The organism is Streptomyces sp. NPDC019890 (assembly GCF_044903445.1).
Classification (GTDB): domain Bacteria; phylum Actinomycetota; class Actinomycetes; order Streptomycetales; family Streptomycetaceae; genus Streptomyces.
This window is the reverse complement of record NZ_JBJDQK010000003.1, coordinates 496,586-516,629: the sequence shown is the minus strand read 5'-3', so window position 1 is coordinate 516,629 and position 20,044 is coordinate 496,586. Positions and strand designations below refer to the sequence as shown.

General features: G+C 71.8%; 14 protein-coding genes. 7 read left to right on the top strand and 7 right to left on the bottom strand.

All coding sequences use genetic code 11. The features are described from left to right. The first annotated feature begins 49 nt into the window (after positions 1–49). Entirely contained in the window at positions 50–1,015 is a 966-nt protein-coding gene (locus ACI2LP_RS10690) for a zinc-binding dehydrogenase (protein ID WP_404724151.1), read from the top strand. A 33-nt stretch (positions 1,016–1,048) separates the two neighbouring features. Next, the gene (locus ACI2LP_RS10685; protein WP_404724150.1) at positions 1,049–2,524 is read left to right on the top strand and encodes a cellulase family glycosylhydrolase; all 1,476 of its coding nucleotides are present in this window, start codon (positions 1,049–1,051) and stop codon (positions 2,522–2,524) included. Here the strand turns inward: ACI2LP_RS10685 and ACI2LP_RS10680 are convergent. From ACI2LP_RS10680 to ACI2LP_RS10670, 3 genes are all read right to left on the bottom strand, one after another. Beyond that, positions 2,502–3,347: an MBL fold metallo-hydrolase gene (locus ACI2LP_RS10680; RefSeq protein ID WP_404724149.1), complete on the bottom strand. Its 846-nt coding sequence runs from the start codon at positions 3,345–3,347 to the stop codon at positions 2,502–2,504. The genes ACI2LP_RS10685 and ACI2LP_RS10680 overlap by 23 nt on opposite strands. A gap of 497 nt (positions 3,348–3,844) precedes the next feature. Continuing rightward, positions 3,845–4,771: a helix-turn-helix transcriptional regulator gene (locus tag ACI2LP_RS10675; RefSeq protein WP_404724148.1), complete on the bottom strand. Its 927-nt coding sequence runs from the start codon at positions 4,769–4,771 to the stop codon at positions 3,845–3,847. Between the two features lies 1 nt (position 4,772). Further along, the gene (locus ACI2LP_RS10670) at positions 4,773–5,624 is read right to left on the bottom strand and encodes a DUF4097 family beta strand repeat-containing protein (RefSeq protein ID WP_404724147.1); all 852 of its coding nucleotides are present in this window, start codon (positions 5,622–5,624) and stop codon (positions 4,773–4,775) included. Positions 5,625–5,787: 163 nt separating this feature from the next. Between ACI2LP_RS10670 and ACI2LP_RS10665 the strand changes: the two genes are divergently transcribed. Continuing rightward, complete coding sequence (locus ACI2LP_RS10665; RefSeq protein ID WP_404724146.1) at positions 5,788–6,594, top strand: hypothetical protein; 807 nt, start codon at positions 5,788–5,790, stop codon at positions 6,592–6,594. A gap of 56 nt (positions 6,595–6,650) precedes the next feature. Here ACI2LP_RS10665 and ACI2LP_RS10660 read toward each other — a convergent pair whose 3' ends face one another. Beyond that, the gene (locus ACI2LP_RS10660; RefSeq protein WP_055509879.1) at positions 6,651–6,833 is read right to left on the bottom strand and encodes a DUF6104 family protein; all 183 of its coding nucleotides are present in this window, start codon (positions 6,831–6,833) and stop codon (positions 6,651–6,653) included. A 144-nt stretch (positions 6,834–6,977) separates the two neighbouring features. Between ACI2LP_RS10660 and ACI2LP_RS10655 the strand changes: the two genes are divergently transcribed. From ACI2LP_RS10655 to ACI2LP_RS10640, 4 genes are all read left to right on the top strand, one after another. Next, positions 6,978–7,412: a CU044_2847 family protein gene (locus ACI2LP_RS10655; protein ID WP_404724145.1), complete on the top strand. Its 435-nt coding sequence runs from the start codon at positions 6,978–6,980 to the stop codon at positions 7,410–7,412. Beyond that, the gene (locus tag ACI2LP_RS10650; protein WP_404724144.1) at positions 7,409–9,394 is read left to right on the top strand and encodes a trypsin-like peptidase domain-containing protein; all 1,986 of its coding nucleotides are present in this window, start codon (positions 7,409–7,411) and stop codon (positions 9,392–9,394) included. The genes ACI2LP_RS10655 and ACI2LP_RS10650 overlap by 4 nt, the downstream gene beginning before the upstream one ends. 185 nt (positions 9,395–9,579) lie before the next feature. Then, positions 9,580–10,581, top strand: coding sequence for an AAA family ATPase (locus ACI2LP_RS10645; protein ID WP_404724143.1), 1,002 nt, complete (start codon positions 9,580–9,582; stop codon positions 10,579–10,581). Positions 10,582–10,584: 3 nt separating this feature from the next. Next, the gene (locus ACI2LP_RS10640; RefSeq protein WP_404724142.1) at positions 10,585–13,854 is read left to right on the top strand and encodes an SAV_2336 N-terminal domain-related protein; all 3,270 of its coding nucleotides are present in this window, start codon (positions 10,585–10,587) and stop codon (positions 13,852–13,854) included. Positions 13,855–13,917: 63 nt separating this feature from the next. On the opposite strand, the gene ACI2LP_RS10635 is transcribed toward ACI2LP_RS10640, so the two are convergent. The 3 genes from ACI2LP_RS10635 to ACI2LP_RS10625 form a co-directional block, all read right to left on the bottom strand. After that, entirely contained in the window at positions 13,918–17,817 is a 3,900-nt protein-coding gene (locus ACI2LP_RS10635; protein WP_404724141.1) for a multifunctional oxoglutarate decarboxylase/oxoglutarate dehydrogenase thiamine pyrophosphate-binding subunit/dihydrolipoyllysine-residue succinyltransferase subunit, read from the bottom strand. 343 nt (positions 17,818–18,160) lie between these two features. Then, the gene (locus ACI2LP_RS10630) at positions 18,161–19,306 is read right to left on the bottom strand and encodes an ATP-binding protein (RefSeq protein WP_404724140.1); all 1,146 of its coding nucleotides are present in this window, start codon (positions 19,304–19,306) and stop codon (positions 18,161–18,163) included. Then, positions 19,303–20,040, bottom strand: coding sequence for a response regulator transcription factor (locus tag ACI2LP_RS10625; RefSeq protein WP_404724139.1), 738 nt, complete (start codon positions 20,038–20,040; stop codon positions 19,303–19,305). The genes ACI2LP_RS10630 and ACI2LP_RS10625 overlap by 4 nt, the downstream gene beginning before the upstream one ends. Positions 20,041–20,044: the final 4 nt, after the last annotated feature.

Below are 20,044 nucleotides of genomic sequence, written 5' to 3'. Positions count from 1 at the left end.
ACCGCCCTGCGGTTCCGTCACGTCCCGTCCCCGCCCTATCGTCAAGGTCATGTTCGCCGCCTACGCCGCACGCATCGACCGTGACACCCCGCTCAACGGCCTGGAGCTGGGCGAACGCCCGGCCCCCGAGGCCCGTCCCGGGTGGACCACCATCACCGTCAAGGCCGCCTCACTCAACCACCACGACCTGTGGTCGCTGCGCGGCGTAGGCCTCGCCGAGGACAAGCTCCCGATGATCCTGGGCTGCGACGCGGCGGGCATCGACGAGGACGGCAACGAGGTGGTGCTCCACTCCGTCATCGGCCAGAGCGGTCACGGCGTCGGGCCGAACGAGCCGCGTTCCATCCTCACCGAGCGCTATCAGGGCACCTTTGCCGAGCAGGTCGCCGTCCCGGCCTGGAACGTGCTGCCCAAGCCGAAGGAACTCAGCTTCGAGCAGGCCGCCTGTCTGCCGACCGCCTGGCTCACCGCGTACCGGATGCTCTTCACCAACGCCGGGGTGCGGCCGGGTGATTCGGTCCTCGTCCAGGGCGCGGGCGGCGGCGTCGCCACCGCCGCGATCGTTCTGGGCAAGGCGGCCGGACTGCGCGTCCTGGCCACCAGCCGCGACGAGGCCAAGCGCAAGCGGGCCCTCGAACTGGGCGCGGAGGAGGCGTACGAACCGGGTGCCCGGCTGCCGCGCCGTGTGGACGCCGTCATCGAGACCGTCGGCGCCGCCACCTGGTCGCACTCGATCAAGTCCCTGCGGCCCGGCGGCACTCTGGTGATCTCCGGCGCCACCAGTGGCGACCGCCCCTCGCACGCCGAGCTCACCCGGATCTTCTTCCTGGAGCTGAAGGTCGTCGGCTCGACGATGGGCTCCAAGGACGAACTGGAGGACCTCCTGTCCTTCTGTGCGGCCACGGGCGTACGGCCGGTGATCGACGAGGTGCTGCCGCTGGACCGGGCCCGGGAGGGCTTCGAGCGGATGGCCGGCGGCGACCTCTTCGGAAAGATCGTGCTGACGCCCTCTTGATGGGTCGTCAGGTGCGCTGATGGGATCCGTCCCATGCGTACGCGCCGAACAATCCAGGCACTGGTGGCGGTCTGCTGCACTCTCGTGCTGTCCGCGGCGGCTCCCGTCGCCGCGGACCCGGGTGATTCCGTCGGCATGTCCCGCCTCGGTCCCCGCCTCGATCCCCGCCCCATTCCTCGCCTCACGGACGACCGCGGCCGGGCACTGACCCTGCGCGGCTGGAACGTCGAGGACAAGACGAACCGCGCTGCGGCGGCCCTGTCCGCCATCACCGAGAAGCACTTCCGCGACCTGCGCGCCAAGGGCTTCAACTTCGCCCGCCTACTGGTCTTCTGGGACGATCTCGAACCCCGCGAAGGCAGGTACAGCGCGGCGTATCTGCGCAAGATCGAGCGGATTCTGGACTGGGCCGAGACATACGGCATCCAGGTGCTGATCGACGCCCACCAGGATGTTTTCGGCCCGGCCTTCGGGCATCGCGGCGTACCTGAGTGGGCGACCCGGACCGATGGGCTGCCCTTCACCCCGCACCCGGACGACTGGTTCGCCGAGTACTTCGAACCGGCCGTGCAGCGCGCGTTCACCCACCTCTACGAGGACGAGGACCTGCTGCGGGCGCAGGCGCGGATGTGGCGGGTGCTCGCCCACCGCTTCGAGCACCACCCGGCCGTACTGGGCTACGACCTGATCAACGAACCGATGGGCGAGCTGCGTGGGGGCGAGGATCTGCCCACCGCGGCCCGGCGCATCGAGCGCGATCAGCTCACGCCGATGTACAACCGGCTTGCGGACGCGGTCCGTTCGGCGGACGGCGGCAACTGGATCTTCGTCGAACCGACCCCGATCGTGGGCGAGGGCGTCCCGACGGGCCTCGGCAGGATCGAGGACCCGAAAGTCGTCTACGCGCCGCACTTCTACAACGCCGCGATGGAGGCGGGGGCGGACTACGACCCTTCTGCGGGCTGGATCGAGTCGTACGAGGCGGCCGTCACCGCGTACCCGGAGCAACAGCGGATCCCGGTGGTGGTGGGGGAGTGGGGTCCCCTGAACAACTCCCTTCCGAACATGGCCCGTTTCTACCGCGAGGCGCTGGCCTCGCTGAGCCGCTACAGCTCCGGCTGGGCGGGGTATGTGTGGTGCTACGGCAGCGGCTACTGCGCTGTCGACGAGCGGGGCGTCTTCCGTACGAACAAGCAGCAGACGGCCGCGCCCTATGCGGCCGCAGTCGGGGGTCGTGTGGCGTCCGATGCGTACGATCCGGTGGCCGGGACCTACCGGCTGGTGTACCGGGCGTCCGGGCGGGTCGCGTCCGGGCGGGCCGTCACCGAGGTCTCACTGCCGCCGAGCGCGTCCGGCTGGGGCATCGCCCTGGAGGGAGCGGCGTGGACCGGCACCCGGACGGTGGCGGCGGGCAGGGCGGGCGTGGTGCGGGTCGTCGCCCTCCCCGGGGCGCGGATCGCGGTGACCGTCACGCCTCTCGCTCCGCTCAGTCGTCGTACACCACGATGAAGTCACCGCAGTGCGTCCTGCGCTCGGCGAGGGCGTCGCGCAGCCGCCGCAGATGCGCGGTCGTCAGCTGGAGCGGGGGCTCGTCCGGCTGATGGGTCGTGCCCCGGGGGTAGTCCTTGTCCGGCGTGGTCGTCATCTCGATGTGGCAGCCGAGGATGTGGGTGACCGGGGTGGTCTCGCAGAAGGCGAGCAGCCGGTCGACGGTGGCGGCGAATACGGGCGTGTCCTGCACATACAGCCGGCCGGGGTAGAGCGAGTCGCCGGTCAGCAGCAGCCCGGTGTGCCGGTCGTGGAAGACGACGGCCGCGTCCTGGTGGCCGGGGCCGGGGATGAGGTCGAGGACCCGCCCGCCGAGATCCAGCTCGGCGCGGTCCTCGGGCCACTTCTGGAACCCGAAGAACGCCTTCACCTCGGCGAGTGACGGTCCCACGATCTCTGTGTACGGCCGGTCCGCGAACTGGGGGTCGCCCGCGATGTGGTCGCTGTGGCCGTGGGTGTGGGCCACCACCAGTCCGTACTCGTCGCGGGGGTTGCGGAGCAGCCACCGTTCGATCAGCGCGTCGACGGTCGGGCGCAGGGGGAAGTACGCGAGGTCCGGCGTGGCGCCGGTGTCGAGCAGCAGTGCGCGTTCGTTCCCGAAGAGGAGGAAGAGGAACGGGGCTTCGTAGTGAACGGACTTGTTCTGCCGCAGGATCAGGGTGTGCTCGGAGTACGCGTGCACCTGGATCTCCGGGGCCGGGTCGTGCTTCGGAGAGGGCCAGCCGGGGTGCCACAGGACGTCGAGACGGCCGGGTGCGGGTGCGGGTGTACGGAAATCGATCACGGGACCACGGTACGACGCGGGGGGCGGTGCGGGTCCGGGGTGCGGGCTTTTTCCCCCACCCCGCCCTCCCCCACCCCGAAACTGCGGCGGTGCCCCAGGCCCCCTGGGGCGAGAGGGGAAGCGGGGGCTGACGCCCCCGCTTCCCCGGGGCGCCAGCTTCGCGGCGCGGGACCGGTCCCGCCCGTATCTGGCGGCTGCGTCCGGGCGCGGGACCTGGATCCGTCCGTATGCGGCGGCTGCGTCCGGGCGCGGGACCTGGGCCCGTCCGTATGCGGCTGGCCCCCCCCGGTCCCCTCGGGCGCCGGCTTCGCGGCGCGGGGGCCCAGACCCGTCCGTATAGGCCGCATGGCATGGCCCGGGCGCGGGGCCCGACCCGTCCGTATAGGGCCGCATCGCCCGGGCGCGGGGATTGGGTCCGTACGCGGCTGGGGGACGCCCCGCCCCCGGGAGCGGGGCCCGACCCGTCCGTACGGCGCTGCACCGCACCCCACCCAGCGTCAGGGCTTCGCGCCCCTCAGCAGGGCTGCGATGTGGGCTGCCGCCGTTGACAAGTGGCGGCGGGCCTCGCCCAGTTGGTCTTCCGTCACGCCGTGGTCCCTCGCCGCGTCGCGGATGTCGTCGCGGAAGCGGTCGAGCAGGCGGTCCAGCGCGCGGGCCGGGTCGTCCGAGGGCAGGGGGGTCTTCGCCCATTCCGGGGGCTCCTCGGCCGGGTCCGGCTTGGCGTACGGCGGCCACGCCGTGCTCCGCGCCAGGCCGCCCAGTTGGGTGGTCAGCTCCGACAGGCCCTCCCGCATGCCCGTCGGCCAGTCACCGCGCGCGAAGTGGTCCTGAACCTGTTCCTGGACCTGCTTGGCGATGCGCTGCATCTCCCGGCGCGCCGTCTCCTGCGCCTCCTTCGCCTGGCGTCGCGCCTGCTGTGCGTCCTCGCGGGCCCTGCGCGACTCGTCCTTCGCGCGGCGCGCCTGCTCCTTCCACTCCTGCTTGGCGCGGCGCAGCTCCTCCTTCGCCGCCCCCCAGTCCTCCGTTCCGGTCGCCTGCTGGGTCTGCGACGCCGCCGCGCGCATCTCGCTGCGCAGCTTGCCCGCCGCACCGCGCACGTCGTCGCGGATCTCCGCGGCCAGCTCGGAGACCGACTCGCGGATCTCCAGTTCCAGATCGGCCAGTTCACCACTGCGACCGGCCAGCTCTTCGCGGCCCGCGTCGGTGATCGAGTAGACCTTGCGGCCGCCCTCGGTGGCGTGGGTGACCAGACCCTCGGCCTCCAGCTTGGCCAGCCGCGGGTAGACCGTGCCCGCCGAAGGCGCGTACAGGCCCTGGAAACGCTCCTCCAGCAGCCGGATCACCTCGTAGCCGTGGCGCGGGGCCTCGTCCAGGAGCTTCAGCAAGTACAGGCGCAGACGGCCGTGGGCGAAGACGGGAGGCATGTCAGAGCACCTTTCCTGCGGGAGCCGCGTCGTGCGGGTCGTCCTCCGCCGGCGGTCGGCGCAGCAGGGCGATCGAGCCGGACACCGTCGTCGCCTTCAGCTTCCCCGTGCCCGCCCCCAGCGTGCCGGTGATCTTCTTCGCGCCCCACTGGCCGCTGACCCGCAGATCGTCGAAGGCGTTGGAGACCGCACCGCTCGCGGTGTTCGCCTCGACCTGCGCGTCCGCGGGGTGCGGCAATCTGATCGCGACCTCGCCCGAGACCGTGGTCAGCCGGATGTCCGTCGGCTTCCCCGCCGGGTCCAGGTCGATGACCATGTCGCCGCTGACCGACTCGGCCCGTACGGAGGAGCCGGCGCCCTCGATGACGGTCAGATCGCCGGAGACGGAGTTGTAGCGCAGATCGCCGGTGACGGACTGGGCCTCCAGGTTCCCGGAGACCGTGTCGGCGCGGACCGCGCCGGAGAGCCCGACCAGCGTGGTGTCGCCGCTGACGCCGCGTACGGCCGTCGTCCCCTGGATCCGCGAGATGACCGCGCCCGCGCCGACGACGCCGACCTCGACGGACGAGCCGGCCGGCACGGCGAGGGAGACCACCGCGCTGCGGTGCCAGCCCTTGCGGTCGAGCCACTTGAGGAAGCCCTTCCAGGGCAGGTCCTCGTACGCGACGGTGAGTGTGGAGCCCTGCTGCGTGACGATCAGCGGAGGTCCGTCGATCTCGGTGATCTCGAGGCGGGCGGAACCTTCGTCCGTGCCGACGACGTTGACCGTTCCGTTGACGATGCGCACATTGAGTGCCGTCACGGGGTCGTCGAAGGTGAGCTTCTTCGGCTCGGAGACGGACCACTCGGACATGATGCAGACCTCCCTGGACGGGCTGTGACGCAACATATCGCGTCTTATGCTCAACACGATATATCGCGGTTACGGGATGTCAAGCGCCGGGACGGGGCGTTGGGTGCCGGCGTCGGCGCCCATGAGCGGTCATACAGGCACAAATTGGCCTAGCGTAAGGCGCATGAACGCGACATCCGTGGGTGCGTTGCTGCTCTGCCGGGCCGAGCCCGCCGTCGTACGACCCCCCGCCCATCTGCTCCGCGAGCAGCAGCTCCTCATTCCGGCCGGCCAGAACTGGAGCATGCTCGTCCCGGAGGGAAAGCCCTGGCTGGACGGCGGCGAACCGGTCGACCGGGTGCTCGCGGGCTGGGCGGCGGCACTCGCCGTCGGCGTGAACTGGCCGGTGCTCGCCCTGTGGTGGGACGGCGACCGCGCCGGATTCACCCTCGCGTCCGGCTTCCGCAGGCCCGTCGGCTACACCTGGCTCGCGGACGGCACGCCGGTCGGCGAGGACGAGGCGATGCGCACCTTCGCCACCCGCCTCGGCCTCGATCCCGTACTCGACATGCAGGCGCTGGAGCCGCTCACGCTCCCCGACCCGGGGTCCGACGCGCGGATCCGGCTGCTCGGGCTGATCGCCGTCCTCGCGCGGGACGGCCTGTATCTGCCCATGGGCATGACGCCGGGTGAATCGGCCGACCGGCTGCGGTCGGTCGCCCGTGCGCTGGGCGCCGAGCCGGTGGAGTGGTCGGGCTGGCGTGACGCCGTACGGGCGGAACTCGACGTGGTCGAGGGGGGTCCGCTCGGTCCATGGCTCCGCGGCCCGAAGGCCCGACTGCTGGCAGCCGCCCAGCTGGCGGCCGGGGTGCCGCTGGCGGTGTGGGGGCTGCGGCGGCGCAGCGGCGGCTGGGCGGTGGCGGGGGCGGTGCTGATGGCGCACGGGGTGCTGGGTCTCGCGTACGACCGGCTGCGCGAGCGAACGGTCTAGCCCCACCTGCCCCGACGGCGCTGCTCGTCCACGACCAGCCGCTCGTCCCCGCCGTACTACTCGTCCTCGTCCTCGTCGTCCAGCCGCGCCAGCCACGTCGCCAGCCGCTCCACCGGGACCTCGAAGTCGGGGTTCAGGTCGACAAACGTACGCAGCTGCTCGGCGAGCCACTCGAAGGTGACCTCCTCCTGGCCGCGTCGCTTCTCCAGCTCCTCGATGCCGCGATCGGTGAAGTACAAGACATGCTCCTGATACGGATGGAACCCAAACTCTTCAGACTCTCCAGATTACGGCGACTTCCGGCTCTCCCCTGCAAGCGGGCAGGCCAGTAACGTCGTCGCCTCGGGTGCATTGGCGGTCGATCCGCCAAGAGGGGGACAGCCGTGAACGGACGCGTCCAGCAGATAGAACTCCCCGGGGGAGCCGTCGTGCTCGCCCGGCTCTCCACTCCCGGCGGTGGATACGGCGAGGACGACGAGGACGTCGGCTTCGTCGAGAACGCCACCGCCAAGGTCCAGCAGCTGCAGCAGCTGATCACGGACGTCGGCGCCTCCGTCCTCGAGGCCGCGGCCGCCGCCGGGCCCGACGAGGCGAGCGTGACCTTCGGCGTCGAGCTGACCGCCAAGTCCGGCGTCGCCCTCGCCGTGCTCGCCGCGGGGGAGGCCAAGGCATCCGTCCAGGTCACCCTCACCTGGCAGCTCAAGGACCGGCGCACGGATCAGCAGAGCACGGATCGGCGCACGGATCAGGCCACCGACCCGCCCGCGGAGCCGCCCGCGCATCCGCTCACGTACCAGCCCCACCCAGACACGACATGACTGAATCAGATTCCGTCATCGATGCCCTCGCTCGCGCGGCAACTGTTCACTTCACCTCCGCCCACCAGGACGCCGCCATGTGGGGCAGCGGCTTCTTCGTCGCCCCCGGCTGGGTCCTGACCTGCGCACACGTACTCGCCCCCCATCTCAAGGGCGACCGGACCCGGACCTTCCACCTCAGCGGCAGCGAGGTCAACGACGGCGAACCGCTCTCAGCCCGCCTGGAGTGCTGGCTGCTCGACGGCGAGCCGCGCGCCGAGCAGCGCGTGCCGGTCGAGCAGGATCTCGCCCTCGTACGCCTCGTCGAGTCCGGCGTCGAGCACGAGTGCGTCTGGCTCACCGACCGCACCGAGTACCCCGGCGGCCGCGGGATCGTCCAGGGCTACCGGCCCGAGGAGGATTCCGTACGGCGGGCCGTGCGCTGGAAGGCCGCGGCCAGGATCAACGGCTTCGACGACGACTACGGCATGCGATTTCGGCCAGAGGCCGAGTTCCCCAAGGGCGGCTCGGGATCCCCGGTGCTGGACGCCCACACCGGCGCCGTCGTCGGCATTCTCAAGTCCCGCCGGGTCGGCAGGGACGGCGGTATGGCCATCGCGGCCACCGCCCTGCGCCGGTTCGGGCCCACGTACCAGCTCCTCATGGCCGCGCACGACCGCTGGCACGGTCAGTCCCCGAAGGTCACGGGGCACAACTGGATCGAGCGCCAGCACCAGTTGCCGGGTGCCGGCCTGCACACGGGTGGCGACCAGTGGAGCCCCCGCGACCGCCGCGAGGCGCTGTCCTTGCTTGCCGCCGTGCATCCGCCCGCCGCCATCCGGCCCGTCGTCGAGCTCGCCAAGAAGGCTCGCGGCGGCGTCGCTTCCCCGCCCGGCCAGCTGCTGCCGCGCAGCTGGCGCGACGGACACGGACTGCTGTACGAGGCGGGGCAGCCCGTCGCGGCCATCGCCGCGCTGCACTACCTCCAGCTGGTGGTGGAGTACGAGCGCAGCCGCGGCGGCGACCCCGTGGCGCTCGCCGACTGGGTGGCCCGCCGGCTCCAGGACGTGCCTCGTATCGTGCACACCGTGGTCACCGAGGCCACCCTGCCGCCGGGGCTCGTCCATGCGCGCACACCCGACGGGCAGGACCGGATCGTCGTCCGCTACCCGCGGCCCGGCGACGGGTCCGCCGTCGTCATCGTCGAGCTGGAGCCCGTCTGCGACGCACGCACCACCCGCTTCTACTGGCGCATCCGCGTCGACGACGGCCAGGACGTGAACGAGCCGCTGCACGAGGAGCAGACCGGCGACGGTGTCCCGCCCGAACAACTCGTCCAGAAGCTGCGCGGCCCGCTGGACGAGGTCTTCGCGTCCGTCGACTCGCCCGGTTCCCCCGCACCCCTCGAAGTCGCCCTGCCTGTCGACCACTTCGACACCGCCGTACACCGCTGGCAGCTCACCGAGATGGCCAGGCTGCACCATCCGGCGTATGTCGGCGTACGGAGAATGGTGGTGCTGCGCGATCTCGCGAGACGAGGGAAACCGGACGCCGTGTGGCAGCGCCGCTGGGAGGGCATGCTGGCCTCCGATGCGCTCACGGCCTGCCGCACCCCGCCGCAGCGACAGGTCCCACGACCACGGCACTTCGAGGACATGCCGCCGTCCGCCGTGCCCGTCCTGTGCAGGCCCGCAGGCAGCGGCGTCGGGCGAAGGGCCATCGGCATGGCACTCCAGGCCGGTCTCGGCATCGCCCTGTGGCACACGGACGGCCATCCCGACCACGGCTGTACGGAGTTCTGCGAGGAACTGCACCAGGGCGCTGCCCAGCTGCTCGGAATGACCGCGGCCGCCGTTGAGTTACCCGACCGGTTGCGCCGTATCAGAGACGACATCAGCGGATCGAGGAACAGCCGGCACTGGGCGGAAGGGGTGGCCATGCTCTACGACGACCCGAGCCGCCCTCTGCCCGCCGACGACACCGGACCGGTTGACTCCCCTTGAGAGGTCGCCGCCGGGTACTGGCATGCGCCTCGCGGTGTCCGCGCCGGGCACTGCGGCCGACCCGTGTTTCCGGCCGGGGGGTCCGGGAACCGTCCCCCGGAAAACGCAGTCTGGGACGGCAGGACGGTGGGTACATGTCCCCCACATGGTCCGCCACGGGTCCCACAGGACCTAGGGAGCGAGCGATGGACGACTGGCTGATCTACCGAGGCGTCGGCGCACCGGATCCCGACCGGATCCGCAGGCTGCCGCCCCCGCCCCCGTGGCGCGCCTTCTCCGGAGAGCCGCTGCCCGACCCGGCCCCGCCGATCGACAGTTCGTCGACGCGGCGGCTCGGCGCGCGCGTGGAGGCCCCGCCCGCCCAGGACGCCGAAGCGCTCGAACTCATCAACGCCGCCCTGTACTTGCGGCGGCCGCTCCTCGTCACCGGCGAGCCCGGCTCCGGCAAGTCCACGCTCGCCCACTCCATCGCGTACGAGCTGGGGCTCGGCCGGGTGCTCCAGTGGCCCATCGTCAGCCGCACCGAGCTCAAGGACGGGCTCTACACCTACGACGCCATCGGCCGGCTCCAGGACGCCCAGCTCGCCGAGCGGGGGTCGGACGACATCGGCCGCTACATCAGGCTCGGACCGCTCGGCACCGCCCTGCTGCCCGCCGAGCGGCCCCGGGTGCTGCTCATCGACGAGCTCGACAAGAGCGACATCGATCTGCCCAACGACCTGCTGAACGTCGTGGAGGAGGGTGAGTTCGCCCTCCCCGAGCTGGAGCGGATGGCCGACCGGCCTGGTCACGACGAGGTGCAGGTGCTCACCGACGACGGCCGCCGGGTGCCCGTGCGCGACGGCAGAGTGCGCTGCCACGCCTTCCCCTTCGTGGTGATGACCAGCAACGGAGAACGCGACTTCCCCGCCCCGCTGCTGCGCCGCTGCATCCATCTGCACCTCGACCCGCCGCGTGACGAGCGGCTCGCGGCGATGGTGCAGGCCCACTTCGGGGCCGGGGCTGACGAGCAGAACCTCGATCTGATCGGGCAGTTCACACGGGACGACGGCGACGGCGAACTGCGCCCGACCGACCAGCTGCTCAACGCCATCTATCTCACGCAGCACGCGGCACGCGCGGACACGGGGCGGCGCGAGGAGCTGGCCGAGCTGCTGATACGTCCCCTCGACACCCGGCAGCGCTGACCTGTGACCCCGGCCCTGCGGCCCGCCGCCGCACCGGCTCTGACCGCCCTCGTCGCCAGGTTGCGCGAGGCGGAACTGAAGCCGACCGCCGAGGAGTTGGCGGACGCCCTGTGGCTGTCGCGGTTCGTGCCGCCCGCGGCCTCCCGGCGGCCGGGCCCCGAGACCGCGGGTCCCGTCGGGCCGCCGCCCATGGACCGCCCGCCCGTGGAGGCCGTACCGGGACCTGCGCCCTCGTTGTTCCCCGCCGGGCCGCCGCCGCGCCCCCGTGTCGGCCTCTTCGGCCCCGCGCAGCCGGGCGGCGTGCCCGGCGGCGTACCGGCCACCGGCATGCGCCGGGTTCCCGTGCCCGCAGCCGCCGCGCTGCCGGACGCGCTCGCGCTCCAGCGTTCGCTGCGGCCCCTCCAGCGGTACCGGCCGCCGATGCGGCTGGTCCGGCGCGAGATCGACGAGGTCGCCACAGCCGACCGGGCCGCCGACACCGGCCTGGTGGTGCCGGTGCTGCGGACGGTCCGGCGGCGCGAGGCGCGGCTCGCCCTGGTCATGGACGTCTCCTCGTCGAATGTCGTGTGGGACAAGGCGCTTGACGAGCTGCGGCAGGTCTGCGAGCGCGCCGGGGCCTTCCGCGAGGTCGCCGTGCACCACCTGCGCGAGGACGAGCCGACCCCCGCGCAGCTCGGCGACCCCACCGGACGGCAGCTGACCGTGGTGCTCAGCGACTGCGCGGGCCCCATGTGGCGCGGCGGCCGGATGCAGCGGCTGCTGCACACCTGGGCCTCGACCGCGCCGGTCGCCGTCGTACAGCCGCTGCCGCAGCGGATGTGGCGGCGTACGCATCTGCCCGCGCGGCCCGGGCTGCTGCGGCGGCGCGAAGGGCCGGTCGGGCGGCTGGAGTTCACCCCGCACTTCGCCCCGCAGGGCGCTCCGGAATGGGGCATACCGGTTCCGGTGCTGGCGCTGCGCCACTCCTCGTTCGAGGCCTGGACACGGCTGGTGGCCGGCGCGACAGGGCAGTCGCTGAACGCGGCAGCCGGTCTTGTGCGGGCCCGCCACAGGGCCGCCGCGAGCCCGTCCCGTACGGCACAGGACATCGAGGCTCCCGAGCGCGTACGGGCCTTCCGCAGGACCGCATCGCCTGCCGCCACCCAGCTCGCCGTGTATCTCTCCGCGGTCCCGCTGGTGCTCCCGGTGATGCAGCTCGTCCAGCGCGCCATGCTGGTGCGCAGCGGCCCCGACGTGCTGGCGGAGGTCCTGCTCAGCGGGCTGCTGCGGCGGGACGACCACGGCCCGGGCGAGCGGGAGGGCGGACCGGCGTACGCCTTCCTGGACGGGGTCCGCGAGGAGCTGCTCGGCCAACTGGGCGCCAGCAGCGCGGCATTGGTGCTGAAGCACTGCTCCGAGTACGTCGAGTCCCGCTACGGGCGCACCGTGCGCAACTTCCCTGCCCTGGCCGCCGCCTTCCTGGCCGGCTCGGTGGACCCGCATCCGCTGCCCCACGCCGCTCCCGCCGGCCGCAGCCAGTGGGCGTTCGCGCAGGTCTCGGCCCAGGTGCTGCGGCGGCTCGGCGGCACGGAGCCGGCATCGCCGCCGGGCGGCCTGCCGAAGGACGGCCAGGCCGGCGTGGTGGCGCAGGCCCGCGCCTGTCTGGCGCACTTCGGCGAGTACGGCACCGTACGCGACCTGGACGAGGCGATCAGGCTGCTCGGCTCGGCGACTCAGGCCGAACGCCGCACTGCGCAACGGGCGGCGCTGTACGGGGAGCTGGCCGAGGCCATGCTGCGCCGCTGGCTGGTGCGGCCGCTGCCCGAGGACCTGCGCGAGGCCCTGGACGCCGCCCAGAGCGCGCTCAACGGGAAACCACAGGCCCATCTGACGCTCGCGCACGTCCTCGAGGCGATGGCCGACGAGGTGCAGGCGGGCCGGCTCAGCCCCCGCCTGATGCCGGAGTGGGTACGGGTCCAGGCGGCCGCCGCGCCCGACGACACGGGCCTGGTGGCGGCGATCCTGCTGTCGACGGCCGATGCCGGCCTCGCCGAGCTGACCGAGAACCCGCCGCGGCAGGTCGCCGTGCGGGTCCTCAGGGAAGCCGCGGCGGCCGACCGGATCCGGGTGCTGCGGCGACTCGCGGTGACGGGCGCTCCGTACGGGCTGCGCGGCCCGGTCCGGCCCGAGGACTGGTTCACCGAGACGCTGCAGTGCGCACTCGGCGTCGTACAACTGCTGCTGGCCGACGAGAACCGGGAGTCCGCGCTGCTCATCAAGGGCGGCATCCTGCTCGAACTGGCCCGCCACTACCGGGGCGAGGGCCCCGTGCCCAGGGCCGTCGGCGAGGAGGACCGGATCGCCTCCCGGGCCTTCGCCGACCGGGCCGACAAGGATCTGCACGCGGGCATCGACGGGCTCGACTGGGACGCCATCGCGCAGCCGGAGCTCTGCCGCGCCTGGCTGGACTACGCGGACGCCATCGAGTTCGCCCACGAGAACCCGGACGACGACGACAGGCTGCGCATCCTCCAGGCCCTGGACCAGGCGCGCCAGCACGTCGGCAAGGACGAGGAGGTGCAGGCCGACATCCTGCTGCGGATGGCCCGCGTCCTGGAGCAGCGCTATGCCTCCACCGGCGGCTGGGCGCACCGCGACTCGGCGGTCGCGGCCTGGACGGAGGCCGTGCCGCTGCTGCCCTGGCACGACCCGAGCCGTGCCGTGGTCCTCACCTCGCTGGGCAGGCAGCTGACCGAGCGCGGCGTGGACAAGAACTCCGCCGCCGACATTCACGCGGCCGTACGGGCCCTGCGCGGCGCGATCGACGAGACGGCGGCGGACGATCCCGAACTCCCGCGCCGCCGGGCCCTGCTGGGCCACGCCTACCTGGAACGCTTCCGCGTCGACGGCACGGTCGCGGATCTGCACGAGGCGGACTGGACCCTGGGCGCAGCGGCCCGGGCCGCGGCCGACCCCGAACTGGCCGCGTACGCCTGGTGGTACCGCGCCCTGGCCTCCGCACTGCTGGCCCGGCGCACGGCCTCGCACCCGAGGCTCCAGGAAGCCGCCGCCCACTACCGCCGGGCCGCCGCGCAGCCCGGGGCCGGTGCGGTGCTGGAGCGGGCGACTGCCGCCCAGTGGATGCGGGCCACCCGTCTGGAGCGCACGGCGGGCGAGGAGCGCGCCCTGGAGGAGCACCGGGCGGTGCTGTCGATGCTGATCGCCGCGGGCGCGGCAGGGACGCAGCCGGCGGATCTGATGCGCCAGGAGATCGCCAGACTCGACGGCGCCTGAGCAACGCCGAGGGCCCGGCACCGAGTCGAACTCGGAGCCGGGCCCTTTATGGCGTACGACAGGTCAGGCCTCGTAGACCTCGTTGAGCAGCTGCTGCTGCTCCGCCTGGTGGCGCTTGGCCGAGCCGACCGCCGGGGACGAGCCGTGCGGACGCGAGATCCGGCGCAGGCGCTCGGCGCCCGGGATGTCCGCGCCGACCGCCAGGTCCAGGTGGTCGATCAGGTTCAGTGCGATGAACGGCCACGCACCCTGGTTCGCCGGCTCCTCCTGCACCCAGAGGTACTTCTCGGCGTTCGGGAACTTGGCGATCTCGGCCTGCAGTTCGGCACCCGGCAGCGGGTACAGCCGCTCCAGACGGATGATCGCGGTGTCCTTGACGCCGCGCTTGACCCGCTCGCCTTCGAGGTCGTAATAGACCTTGCCGGTGCAGAAGACGACCTTGCGGATCTCGTTCGGGTCCACCACTCCTGAATCAACCGCAGTGTCGCCGATCACCGGGCGGAAGCCGCCGGTGGTGAACTCCTCCATCTTCGACGCCGCAGCCTTCAGACGCAGCATCGACTTCGGGGTGAAGACGATCAGCGGCTTGTGGTGCGGGTTGTGCACGTGCCAGCGCAGCAGGTGGAAGTAGTTCGACGGCAGGGTCGGCATGGCGACCGTCATGTTGTTCTGCGCGCACAGCTGGAGGAAGCGCTCCGGGCGGGCGGAGCTGTGGTCCGGGCCCTGGCCCTCGTAGCCGTGCGGCAGGAGCAGGGTGACGCCGGAGGTCTGGCCCCACTTCTGCTCGGCGGAGGAGATGAACTCGTCCACGACGGTCTGCGCGCCGTTGACGAAGTCACCGAACTGCGCCTCCCACATGACCAGCGCGTCCGGACGGGCCAGCGAGTAGCCGTACTCGAAGCCCATCGCCGCGTACTCGCTGAGCAGCGAGTCGTAGACGTTGAAGCGGGCCTGGTCCTCGGCCAGGTACAGCAGCGGGGTGTAGTCCTCGCCCGTCTGCTGGTCCACCAGCACCGCGTGGCGCTGGCCGAAGGTGCCGCGGCGGGTGTCCTGGCCGGCGAGCCGGACCGTGGTGCCCTCCATCAGCAGCGAGCCGATGGCCAGCGTCTCGCCCATGCCCCAGTCGATCGTGCCGTCCTCCACCGAGGCCGCCCGCCGCTGCAGCTGAGGCAGCAGACGGGGGTGGACGGTGACGTGGTCGGGGATGTTGACCTGGGACTCGGCGATCCGCTTCACGACCTCCTCGGAGACGGCGGTGGTGACGGCCACGGGGAACTCGGGCTGGGCTTCCGGAACAGGGGCCGGGGCCGGCTGGGAGGTGGCCTCGCGGACCTCCGCGAAGACCTTCTCCAGCTGGCCCTGGAAGTCCTGGAGCGCCTGCTCCGCCTCTTCCAGCGTGATGTCGCCGCGACCGATCAGCGACTCGGTGTACAGCTTGCGCACCGAACGCTTCTTGTCGATCAGGTTGTACATCTGCGGGTTGGTGAACTGCGGGTTGTCGCCCTCGTTGTGACCGCGGCGGCGGTAGCAGATGAGGTCGATCACGACGTCCTTGTTGAACGTCTGGCGGAACTCGAAGGCCAGCCGCGCGACGCGGACCACGGCCTCCGGGTCGTCGCCGTTCACATGGAAGATCGGCGCCTCGATCATGCGGGCCACGTCGGTCGCGTACATGGACGAGCGCGACGACTCCGGGGCGGCGGTGAAGCCGACCTGGTTGTTGATGACGATGTGGACCGTGCCGCCGGTGCGGTAGCCGCGCAGCTGCGACATGTTCAGCGTCTCGGCGACGACCCCCTGGCCGGCGAAGGCCGCGTCACCGTGCAGGGCGACCGGCAGGACCGTGAAGTCCGTGCCGCCCTTGTTGATGACGTCCTGCTTGGCGCGCGCGACACCCTCGACAACCGGGTCGACCGCCTCCAGGTGCGAGGGGTTGGCGACCAGCGAGACCTTGATCTGCTCGCCGTCCAGACCGGTGAAGGTGCCGTTGGCGCCCAGGTGGTACTTCACATCGCCGGAGCCGTGCATCGACTTCGGGTCGAGGTTGCCCTCGAACTCCCGGAAGATCTGCGCGTACGACTTGCCGACGATGTTCGCCAGGACGTTCAGACGGCCGCGGTGGGCCATGCCGATGACGACCTCGTCGAGGCGCGACTCGGCGGCCGAGTCGATGACCGCGTCGAGCAGCGGAATGACGGACTCGCCGCCCTCCAGCGAGAACCGCTTCTGACCGACGTACTTGGTCTGCAGGAAGGTCTCGAAGGCCTCGGCCGCGTTCAGGCGGCGCAGAATCCGCAGCTGCTCCTCGCGCTCGGGCTTGGAGTGCGGGCGTTCGACCCGGTCCTGGATCCACTTGCGCTGCTTCGGGTCCTGGATGTGCATGAACTCGATGCCGGTGGTGCGGCAGTACGAGTCGCGCAGCACGCCGAGCACATCGCGCAGCTTCATCAGGGACTTGCCGGCGAAGCCGCCGACCGCGAACTCGCGCTCCAGGTCCCACAGCGTGAGCCCGTGCTCGGTGATGTCCAGGTCGGGGTGCTTGCGCTGGCGGTACTCCAGCGGGTCGGTGTCGGCCATGACATGGCCGCGGACGCGGTAGGAGTGGATCAGCTCGAAGACGCGGGCTGCCTTGGTGACGTCGTCGTCGTGGCTGGCGTCGATGTCCTTGAGCCAGCGGACCGGCTCGTACGGGATGCGCAGCGCCTCGAAGATGTCGTCGTAGAAGCCGTCGTCGCCGAGGAGGAAGTTGGCGACGATCCGCAGGAACTCGCCGGAGGCGGCGCCCTGGATGACCCGGTGGTCGTACGTCGAGGTCAGCGTCATGACCTTGGCGATGCCCAGCTTGTTCAGGGTGTCCTGGGAGGTGCCCTGGAACTCGGCCGGGTAGTCCATGGAGCCGACGCCCATGATGACCGACTGTCCAGGCATCAGGCGGGGCACGGAGTGGACGGTGCCGAGGCCGCCGGGGTTGGTCAGCGAGACGGTGACGCCGGTGAAGTCGTCCATCGTCAGCTTGTTGTTGCGGGCGCGGCGGACGATGTCCTCGTAGGCCTGCCAGAACTCGAAGAAGTTCAGGGTCTCGGCCTTCTTGATGCCCGCGACGACCAGCTGGCGGTCGCCGTTGGGCTTCACCAGGTCGATGGCCAGGCCGAAGTTGACGTGCGGCGGCTTGACCAGGACCGGCTTGCCGTCCTTCTCCGTGTACGACCAGTTCATCGACGGCATGGCCTTGATGGCCTGCACCATCGCGAACCCGATGAGGTGGGTGAAGGAGACCTTCCCACCGCGGGCGCGCTTGAGATGGTTGTTGATGACGATGCGGTTGTCGAAGAGCAGCTTCACCGGGACGGCCCGCACGGAGGTGGCCGTGGGCATCTCCAGCGAGGCGTTCATGTTCTTCGCGACCGCGGCGGCGGGCCCGCGCAGGGGCACGACCTCCGCGCCCTCGGGCGCGGGCGCCGGTGCCTTGCCGGCGGCAGCCGGGGGCTTGGGCGCGGCGGCAGGCTTCGCCGGCGCGGGGGCCGGGGCGGCCGGGGCCGCCTGTTGCGCGGCGGGAGCCTGCGCGGCGGGAGCGGCCTGTGGCGCGGCGGTGCCGGTGGCAGCCGGAGCCGCGCCGTTGGCGGCGGCGGTGGGGGTCGTAGCGGCGGCCGGGGCCGCGGTACCCGCAGCCCCCGCGGCTACGGCACCCTGGGCACCCGCCCCGGCTCCCGAAGGCGCGGAGCCGTCCGCGGCGGGGGCTTCACTCACCGGCTTCGCCCCTGCGGCGGCAGTGCTCGCGCCGCCCGGCTTGTAGTCGGCGAAGAAGTCCCACCAGGCACGGTCGACCGAATTCGGGTCCTGGAGGTACTGCTGGTAGATCTCGTCGACGAGCCACTCATTGGGACCGAACGCGGCGGCAGGGTTCTTACCCTGCCCGCCTTGGTCGGCCGAGATGCTCGAGTTACTGGGGGACTGAGACGACACGGCGGCAACCGCCCTCTTCCGCTTCACAAGGTGATGGACAGCGGAAATAAAGGCTACGCCTCCCTGGCCGGGAGGTGCAGGCCGGGCTGGTCATCGTCGCGCAAGTCACACCGAAGAGCGTGTTTCGTGGGAAGGAATGGCGGGAAACAAGCGTGGTTCTGCACCGCCGCAGGTGCCCGTGGGTACCCCAACGGGAGCCTCGGCTCCACCGGAGTGGCTGACGCCGGGCGAAAATCTGCGGCCGCGGCCCGTCGGCTCGTACACCTGACGGGTTACTGAGCCGGATTGCGGCCAGCCCTCACTGCGTACACGCAGAACGCGCGCTTCCGGTTCGAACCCTACGTCAACCGCGCGCCGCCGGGACCCCCGGCAGGGTTACGAGAATGCGGCAGCCGCGGGACGATTCGGCCACCCCGATGCGGCCGCCGTGCAGATCGACCGCCCAGCGCGCGATCGCGAGGCCCAGGCCCGTACCGCCGTCGCTGCCCTTGCCGTGCGGGGCCGTGACGCTGCCCCGGTTGAAGCGCTCGAAGACCCGGTGGCGCTCCTGCTCCGGGATGCCGGGGCCCTCGTCGACCACTTCCAGGTCCAGGGACTCGGGCAGCGGTCCGCGGCGGGCCCGTACCGTCACCCGGCCGTGCGGCGGCGAGTGCTTGACCGCGTTGTCGATCAGATTGGCCACCACCTGGTGCAGCCGCTCCGCGTCCGCGTGCGCGGTCAGCTCCGGCGGCGACACATCCAGGTGCAGGTGCACGTCGTTACGGGTGTGATGGCCGGACCCGGAGGTCAGACCGCGCTGGGCGGCGGCCAGATTGGCCTCCTTCAGCACGCCCGAGAGATACGGCCACACCTCGAAGCGGCGGGCCCGCAGCGGTACGACGCCGTTGTCGAGGCGGGACAGATCCAGCAGCGTCTCGACCAGCCGGCCCAGGCGCTCCGTCTGCTTCAGCGCCGTGCGCATGGTCTCCGGGTCGGCGGCGGAGACCCCGTCGACGACGTTCTCCAGGACGGCGCGCAGCGCGGCGATCGGGGTGCGCAGCTCGTGCGAGACATTGGCGACCAGCTCCTTGCGGTGCTGGTCCACGGCCTCCAGATCGTCCGCCATGCGGTTGATGGTGGAGGCGAGGTCACCGAGCTCGTCGCGACGGTCGGCGCCGCGCACCCGGCGGGTGTAGTCGCCGTGCGATATGCCCTTGGCGACGGTGGTCATCTCGTCCAGCGGCGCGGTCAGACCGTGCGCCACGAACTGGGTGATCAGCAGGGTGGCGATCACCGAGAAGACGGTGATGAAGCGCAGCTCCGTCTGGGTGCGCACGGCGACCAGCAGCAGGCCCGTGGTGATGAAGACCGAGACGACGACGAGCGTGCCCAGCTTGGTCTTGATCGAGATGGAGACGGACCGCAGCCGGCGACGCCGACCGGCGCGGCCGGACGGCCCCTCCCGCCGGCTCGCGCGGCCGGGACGTCGCCCCGAGCGCCGCCCGCTCATGGCGCCGGCGTCTCCAGTGCGTAGCCGACGCCGTGCACGGTACGGATGCGCTCGGCGCCGATCTTCCGGCGCAGGGCCTTGATGTGGCTGTCGACGGTACGGGTGCCGGAGGCGTCGGCCCAGTCCCACACCTCCGCGAGCAGCTGCTCGCGGGAGAGGACCGCGCGCGGCGTGTTCGCCAGGCAGACCAGCAGGTCGAACTCGGTGGGCGTGAGATGCACGTCCTCGCCGCGCACCCGGACCCGGCGCTGGGCGTGGTCGATCTCCAGCTCGCCGAGGCGGAGGATCCCGCTGCGCGGGGTCACCGCGGCGAGGGCGGCGCGCTCCACGCGGCGCAGCAGCACATGCACCCGGGCCGCGAGCTCGCGCATCGAGAACGGCTTGGTCATGTAGTCGTCGGCGCCGACGCCGAGGCCCACGAGCATGTCGGTCTCGTCGTCGCGTGCCGTGAGCATCAGGACCGGGACGGGGCGCTGTGCCTGGACCCGGCGGCAGACCTCCAGGCCGTCGAAGCCCGGCAGCATCACATCGAGAACCATGAGATCGGGCTGCCAGGCCTCGGCCGCGTCGACGGCCGCCGGGCCGTCCGCGGCCGTCTGGACCACAAAGCCCTCGGCCCGCAGCCGGGCGGCGATGGCATCGACGATCGTCGAGTCGTCCTCGACGACCAGCACCCGGCGCTGGGCGCCGGGCGTGGCCGCGACGCCGTTGTGCGTGGTGTGTGTCTGCTCCATGGCC